Consider the following 6867-nt stretch of genomic DNA (forward strand, 5'->3'; position numbering starts at 1 on the left):
GATCCGGATAGTCCTGGCGAGGTTTGTCAAGGAATTTTTATCCGGCTAGCTACTTTGTTTTACAACATTCTACCTATTTGTCAATTCACACAACTCTAAGGAAGAGTTTTCTAATTTGGCGATAGCATTATTGATTTTACTCAAATCATTTCCTTGTAAAGCTTTTTTTGCGTTTTGCAGTAGATTTTTTAACCTTTGATCAGAGGAAAGATTATTATCGCCTTCAATCAAATGTATGAGTTTGTTGCCATTAATTTTAGCTTCTGCAAGGGAACGAGCCTTCATGTCTTCATCAAAGTTGTTTATTGACTGGTTAACCATATCTTGAACGTCGGCTTCACTTAAGCCAAAACTTGAATTTATTTCAACTGTCTGTTCGATGCCAGTGGTCTTTTCTCTTGCGGTGACAGTTAATATCCCGTCAACATTAACTGTAAACTCTATTTCAATCCTTGCGGAACCTGCAGGCAGTGGCGGTATACCTTTGAGTTCAAACTGCGCTAGAGATTTGTTATCTTCTATCATTTCACGTTCTCCCTGACAAACGTGAATTTTCATTGCTGTCTGTCCATCAATGTAAGTGGTAAACTCTTTTGTTTCCAAGGCTGGCAATGGCGTATTTCTTGGTATGATCTTTTCAACTATCCCGCCCATAGTTTCTATGCCAAATGATAAAGGTAGAACGTCCAAGAGAACGTTCCTATTTTTTGAGCTCGAAGTTAAATCATGAGCCTGCAGCGCTGCTCCCATAACAACTGCTTTATCTGGATCTACATCACTTAGTACTTTATTTCCAAAGAGTTTGACTAGTGAGTCTTTAACTAATGGTGTTTTAGTTGCACCGCCAACTAAAATTACTCCTTTTATATCCTCAATTTTAAGATCTGCATCGCTTATAGTACGAATGACTATATTGACAGTCTTATTAACCAAGGGACTTATTGATTGCTCAAATTCTTCTTTGGTAATTTCGCATTCAAATAATACACCATTAGCAGCACAATCTGGTGTCATTCCAGCGCGTGACGCTGGAATCCACATATTTTTTCTTTCCTGGATCCCAGTGTCAGCTACTTGGATGACAGGAGAAAGTCTAATATTAAATTTAAAAGTACCTGATGTATTTTCACTTAGGTATTCTTTTACAGTACGTAATTCAATAAGTGATGGCCCTGCCATACAAGTAGCTGACGCTGGGATGACACTAGAGCATTCTTTGTTTAAGCCTACCTTTTCTCTATACTTATTAAGCACAGTTGAGCTTAGCAGATGGTCAAAATCATCACCACCAAGTTTGGTATCACCACCAACTGCAAGAACTTGAAACACTCCTTGGTGTAATTTCAATATTGAAATATCAAATGTTCCGCCACCGAGGTCATAAACTGCATATATTCCACTGTTATTGTTCTTTTCAATCGAGTAAGAAAGCGCTGCAGCGGTTGGTTCGTTGGTAAGGCGAAGAACTTCTATGCCAGCGAGCTTTGCTGCATATTTTGTTGCATTGCGTGCTGAATCGTCAAAGTAAGCTGGCACAGTAATAACTGCTTTTTTTACTTTTATTCCTGTAGATTTTTCTACTCTCTTACATAAAGCTTTTAATATTTCAGCAGAAATCTCAATAGGAGTAAGATATTTTTCCTCCGAGCATCTGACCCTAATAACTTTTTCACTTTCGTCGTCTATTTCAAAATTGATGCCTTCTTTGTGCAAGTCTTTGACACTTTTACCCATTAAACGTTTTATCGAGTAAATTGCACCTGAGCCAACATCGTAGCCGGTTTTCAATATGTTATTTTCATATGAAAGAGCAGAAGGCAGTAGCTCACGTCCTTGTTCATCTTTAAATATCTCCACGTTACCAGCTTCATTTACCATGGCAATTAAAGAATTGGTAGTACCAAGGTCTATACCAAAGACTACTTCATTTGAATTTGGTTCAGAAATTTGAATTGGCCGCATTTTTCTTCATTTCCTCAAGTGACTTGTATAAATATTTCAATCTCAGAACCTGCGTATTAGCTTCGCCAAAATTCTTTGCAGCAAAAGCATTAATTAGGTTTTTAGTGCAACCTTTTATTTTTTCATCAATCATCCTACTTGCAAATTGTAAGTCATCACAGTCCAGCAAATATTCTCTTATTTCCATTGATTCATTTAACACTTCAGAATTCAGATGATCATTTTGGATTTCTACACCAAAATGATCTAGCAAATGCTCGGCACGTTTTAGGGGTGACTTTAGTATCTGATAAGCTTTATTAATATTTGCCATGTTTTTAGATTGTCCTTCACTTATATCAGTTTTGCTTAGCTCAATATATTTTTTCTCTAACTCATCAAAGTTGATATTAAAAGCTGGTTCAATCTCAAACAACGCAAAATAGTTACTAGACATGAAAACTCTCTCCACAACCACATTTTCCTTTCTCATTAGGATTTTTAAAAACAAAACCCGATGAGAATTTTTCCTCCACGTAATCCATCTCAGAGCCAAGGATAAACATGACAGATTTTGGATCAATCAGCACCTTAACTTTTTGGCCATCACTGCAGTTTTCTTCAATTACCGACTCTAAAGGACGAATATCATATGCATATTCAATATCATACTTTAAACCAGAACATCCTTTTTGTTTAATGAGCACTCTTATTCCTATTGCTTCTTCAATGTTAGTATGCTGTTTTTGATCCAATAAATACCTTATCCTTTCTACTGCTTTCGCAGTTATAGTAATAAGTTTTTTATCTTTCTTCGCAGCATTTACTCCTTGATACTTACTCATAGCTATTTTTGTTTATTTTGGTAATCATGAATAGCAGCTTTTATAGCGTCTTCAGCAAGCACCGAGCAGTGTATCTTCACTGGCGGCAAAGACAACTCTTCCACTATTTGCGTGTTTTTTATCTTCGTTACATCCTCAATAGTTTTTCCTTTGATCATCTCTGTGAGCAAAGAGCTTGAAGCGATAGCAGAACCACAACCGAAAGTTTTAAATTTTGCATCCTCGATAACGCCTTTGTCATTGACTTTTATTTGTAATTTCATCACATCGCCGCATGATGGTGCACCTACCAAGCCAGTGCCAACATTTGGATCATTTTTATCCAGAGAACCAACATTCCTTGGATTTTCGTAATGATCTAAAATTTTCTCATTATAACTCATAAAATTACCTATAAACCACTGTCCTAGATTATAACATATTTAGGTTGAAAATTAAAGAAAAACACTAGTATTACGGGAATTTTGAAAGTAAAATTCCCGTAATACTAGTGTTTTTCTTTACAAATACACATAATACGTGTATTTCTTTACAACCAGCGTCTCTATGTTGTCATTAAGTTTATAATTTAAAAAGGAGTATTCCCTTGAGTTTGTTTAGTAACCTTTATAAAGGCTTGTTAAAAACTTCTTCTCGCTTTAGCGACGGGGTGAAAAGTATTTTTTCTGGCAAAAAAAAATTAGATCAGTCGCTTTTGGATGAGCTAGAAGAGTTACTAATTAGCATGGACGTTGGTCATAAAACTTCCAAATTAATTATCGATAGGCTCACAAGCATCAAATTTGACAAAGAAGTTGAATATAACGTTATCACACAGCAGTTAATGAGCGAAATAGAATCGATATTGAACCCTGCTGTGCAACCGCTAATTTTAAACAAAAAACCACATATAATAATGGTATGCGGAGTGAATGGTAATGGTAAAACCACAACTATAGGCAAACTTGCGTATAAATATAAGGAGATGGGAAAATCTGTTATGCTTGTTGCGTGTGACACATTTAGAGCTGCTGCTAGTGAACAGTTAAATATCTGGGCAGAACGTTCTGGTTGTTCTATTATTACTGGAGAGCATGGTAGTGACTCTGCAAGTGTGGCATATAGAGCTGTAAGTCAAGCTATAAAAGACAACGTTGATGTTGTTTTGATTGATACGGCAGGAAGGTTACAAAATAATGTGAACCTTATGGAAGAGTTATCAAAAATATATAGAACGATAAAGAAATTGGATGACACTGCCCCTCACGATGTTATTTTAGTTCTTGATGCAACTACCGGCCAAAATGCTTATAGCCAATTAGAGGCATTTAGCAAAATGGTTAATGTTACCGGGCTAATCGTAACAAAGCTAGATGGCACCGCTAAAGGCGGAGTAGTAATTGGACTTGCAGAAGCTTATAAGGTAAAGTTACATGCTATAGGAATTGGCGAACGTATAGAAGACTTGAGGGAATTCACTAGTAAAGAATTTGCTAGAGCACTATTTAACTGTAATTGAAGATTTCTTTCAACTCCTTTATGTGATCAAGCCTTATTATTTCAATGTCATGAGAAGAATAATTGCCATTTTTAGGCATAATTGCTTTTTTAAATCCAAGTTTTTTTGCTTCTTTGAGCCTCAGGTCAGCATGTGAGATGTTTCTAATCTCGCCTGAAAGTGCAACTTCGCCACAAATTATCAAAGAAGCTGGTAGCGGTAAATTCACTATACTTGAAATGAGGGAGGCAGCAACAGCAAGATCAGCCGATGGTTCCTGTATTTTAAATCCTCCTGCAATGTTCAGATAAACTTCTTTTTTTTGTAAAGACATTTTACAACGAGCATTTAGCACGGCGATGATCATAGCTAATCGATTAATATCCCATCCAACTACTGCTCTTCTTGGATTTTCCATGTTCGTTCCTGCTATCAACGCTTGAACTTCCATCAAAATCGGTCTTGAACCTTCAATCCCTGCAAATACAGCACTGCCAACAATCTCTCTATCATCAGCATTGCCTGCTAGAAATAACGCTGATGGATTATCAATAGGCAAGAGTCCTGCTTCAGACATCTCAAAAATGCCAATTTCATTTGCAGGGCCAAATCTGTTTTTGATAGCACGCAAAATGCGGTATTGATTGCTATTTTCACCTTCAAAATATAGCACCGTATCTACCATATGTTCCAAAGTTTTTGGCCCTGCTATATGTCCATCCTTAGTTATATGACCCACTATTAAGAGGGCAATACCATGCTGTTTCGCAAGAACGGTCAACTCATGAGCGCAAGTGCGAACCTGGTTTACAGTCCCTGGTGCTGATGTAATTTTACTATCGTATATCGTTTGTATAGAATCAATAATCAAGAATTTTATATTTCTATTTTCTCTTATCGTTGTTACTACATCAGCTAAAGATACTGTAGATAAAAGCTTAATTTTAGGCTCGTTTATGTTAAGGCGCTTTGCTCTGAGGCTCACTTGCTCCAAAGATTCTTCGCCGGACACATAAAGACATTCGAGAGAGAAAAGTTGTGCAACATTAGCTGCAATTCTAAGCAGAAGGGTAGATTTTCCAACTCCAGGTTCGCCACCAATTAAAATGCTTGCACCTTGAACAATACCACCACCAAAAACTCTATCTAATTCTTCTATTCCTGTTAAAAAACGATCTGGGGTAATAATTTCATTGTCCGATAACGCCTTTATTGAAATTGGTGCAGATGCACTTCTTATTTCTGTTTTTACCACTATTTCTTCAACAACCGTATCCCAGTTGTCACATGCGATACACCTTCCTACCCACCTGCCAGTGCTATGACCACAGGATTGACATACATATACAGTTTTCATAAAAACTAAAGTTATTTTTTGTGATTGTAATAAAAATTAGCTAAATAGGCGAGGTAAATTTAAACGCCAAACCTAATAGACGTTGCAATGTTAAGATAATTTTCATCAGTTGTGCCGTTCAAATTCATGCACACTAATTGCCTAAGTTTCCGGACAACCTCCAATTTACCTTTCCCTCTCACTTGAGTTTCCCAATCCAACGTAGGGTAAACTATCCATACATGTTTTTAATATTTCTTCCTTTGCATCACTATTCAGTCTATTACTAAACTCCTGACACTTTCTCTCAAGAGCTGCATGTGTAGTTATAGTATACATTACTGTTTCAGGTGATAACTCCTTACGAATCTTTTCTTGCTCTTCCTCAGAGAAATTGCTAAGGATTTCTCTAGCTGTTCTGGGGAATAATTCTTGTACAATCGTTTTTTTTATCATTTCACTGGCTTCCTTTTCATCTAGTGTGATAACCACTAATGGATGAAAACCAGATAAAGACTCAAACAGTTTATTGTACGTTCCACCTGCACAACTTTGACCTTGGTTACCATAAGTTGTTGCTGCATCTATAAGACCTCTTACAAACATATCCTTTCTATTTTTTATATCTCCATCGCTTAAAGGAACTGTTTGGTCTACTGTTCCCGTGTCTCTATCGTTACAAGCTTTCCAGCACAAAATGGCTGCTTGCTTTAGTGTTAATTGGCTATAATTGTCTTTAAAGCTATCTCCTGTTGTGTTGATGAACCTCAAGCACCCAAGCGCATGAGTTTTTTCTTCTGCTTTCAATTCATTTGACTGTTCAATGTATTTCTCAATATCAGTTGTATTTCCTCTATTTAGCCGTATATAGAACTCTTCCTTGCTTAGGTCCACTCTATATTCATCTATGAGTTTATCAACACTTAAGTTTATACTAGAAACTGCATTTGGATCGTGAGTAGTTTGTGCAACAAAAGGAAAGACATCAACTAAACCATGAATAAGAAGCGGTCTTTCTTCTTCCGGAGCTTCCCGTATTAAGTTAAAAAACTGCCGTATCTCTTCAATGAGTGCTCGGTTTAGTAACCGTAAGAAGAATATAGGCAGTGCTAAAAATACACAAGAAATAATAATACATACGGTTAAAATAGCCTTTAATGTCACTCTAATGATATTTTTTGGCCAGGCTGATAATTTCGTTTCATTTTCTTTTGGTTTTAAAAAATAACCTACTAACCATGAATACAAAATGAACTGTATAAGAAAAA

At 36.4% G+C, this 6867-nt stretch carries 7 protein-coding genes; 1 reads left to right on the forward strand and 6 read right to left on the reverse strand.

Annotated features, from left to right (window positions below):
• Positions 1-69 precede the first annotated feature (69 nt).
• The 4 genes from HET73_RS05195 to iscU are packed head-to-tail and all read right to left on the reverse strand — an operon-like array spanning position 70 to position 3169.
• A complete protein-coding gene (locus HET73_RS05195) occupies positions 70-1962 on the reverse strand; it encodes an Hsp70 family protein (RefSeq protein ID WP_174134133.1) in 1893 nt (630 codons plus the stop codon).
• Complete coding sequence (locus tag HET73_RS05200) at positions 1940-2398, reverse strand: iron-sulfur cluster co-chaperone HscB C-terminal domain-containing protein (RefSeq protein WP_174134134.1); 459 nt, start codon at positions 2396-2398, stop codon at positions 1940-1942. Before HET73_RS05200 ends, HET73_RS05195 begins: the two co-directional genes overlap by 23 nt.
• Positions 2391-2786, reverse strand: coding sequence for a HesB/IscA family protein (locus HET73_RS05205; RefSeq protein WP_174134135.1), 396 nt, complete (start codon positions 2784-2786; stop codon positions 2391-2393). Before HET73_RS05205 ends, HET73_RS05200 begins: the two co-directional genes overlap by 8 nt.
• A 2-nt stretch (positions 2787-2788) precedes the next feature.
• Entirely contained in the window at positions 2789-3169 is a 381-nt protein-coding gene (iscU, locus tag HET73_RS05210; protein ID WP_041045899.1) for a Fe-S cluster assembly scaffold IscU, read from the reverse strand.
• A 203-nt stretch (positions 3170-3372) separates the two neighbouring features.
• On the opposite strand from iscU, the gene ftsY reads away from it, so the two are divergent.
• Entirely contained in the window at positions 3373-4284 is a 912-nt protein-coding gene (gene ftsY / locus HET73_RS05215; protein WP_174134136.1) for a signal recognition particle-docking protein FtsY, read from the forward strand.
• Here the strand turns inward: ftsY and radA are convergent.
• Together radA and HET73_RS05225 are read right to left on the reverse strand one after the other, a co-directional pair.
• Positions 4271-5620, reverse strand: coding sequence for a DNA repair protein RadA (gene radA / locus HET73_RS05220; RefSeq protein WP_174132733.1), 1350 nt, complete (start codon positions 5618-5620; stop codon positions 4271-4273). The genes ftsY and radA overlap by 14 nt on opposite strands.
• Positions 5621-5785: 165 nt before the next feature.
• The coding region (locus HET73_RS05225; RefSeq protein WP_246210173.1) for a hypothetical protein at positions 5786-6867 on the reverse strand (1082 nt) is incomplete at its 5' end.

The sequence above is a fragment of the Wolbachia endosymbiont of Atemnus politus genome, from assembly GCF_013309895.1.